General features: G+C 68.3%; 2 protein-coding genes. Both read right to left on the reverse strand.

The features are described 5' to 3' along the window. Positions 1-87 precede the first annotated feature (87 nt). Positions 88-639, reverse strand: a complete 552-nt coding sequence (locus MJ783_RS23285) for a hypothetical protein (protein ID WP_239314036.1) — start codon at positions 637-639, stop codon at positions 88-90. A 1-nt stretch (position 640) separates the two neighbouring features. Further along, positions 641-832: PadR family transcriptional regulator (locus tag MJ783_RS23290; protein WP_239314038.1), on the reverse strand; the 192-nt coding region annotated here is incomplete at its 5' end.

Consider the following 832-nt stretch of genomic DNA (forward strand, 5'->3'; position numbering starts at 1 on the left):
CTCACCGCCGAATGATCGACCGAAGACCCGGCCATACCAATCGGCTGGTTCAGCGTCGCGCGGCTGCCGGGTGAGCGCCCACCGTTCTCAGTCGTCGGCATTCCTGCGGCGCCAGGCCGGCAGCAATCGCCAGAGTCGACCGCCGAGGATGAACGCCACGGCGAAGCCGGCGTAGACCAACGGGGTCCACGCTCCCCCGAGTGTGCTGTACCTGCCGTCGACAAAGGTGTACGTGGTCTCCTGGTTCAGATACGTGAACCCGTGCCAGTGGAATGTGCCGCTGACGTGTGGATCGACCGCGCGAATGCCGTCACCAAAGGCAGTCTGCCCGACCGCCACCAGCTTGGTCATCAAGAGGACCGCGAGGAGCATGCAGGCGGCTCCGGTCCTCCACTCAGGCCGGGGCTGCCACTCCCCGTATTCGGCGGCCAGGTAGCCCGCCGCGAGCCGGCGCAGGTTGCCCAGGCGCCGCAGCGCTTCGGCAGTGCCGACATCGTCCGCGGCGGCGCGCAGGTTGGTACGCACCTCTCGGCGCTGAGTGATCCGCGATTTCCTCGGCAGATCGGTCAGATAGGTGTCGAGCGTCCACACCGCGCGTTCAATACGCAACCGGTCGGCCCAGGTCAGGCCACGAGTCATGTCAGACCTCCTCGGAAGGTGGGGCAGGCTGCGCAGGGATCGGCCGGGACAGCACCGGGTTGACCACGTCGGCGAGCGACAGCCAGTGGGCGGTCCCCTGTGCCAGCGCCGCGTAGCCCGCCTCGGTGGGTCGGTAGTACTTGCGGGCAGGCCCTGAGCGAGAGGTGACCAGCCGGCTGGTCACCCGGCCTTC

The organism is Protofrankia sp. Cj3, assembly GCF_917627355.1.
Taxonomy (GTDB): Bacteria; Actinomycetota; Actinomycetes; order Frankiales; family Frankiaceae; genus Protofrankia.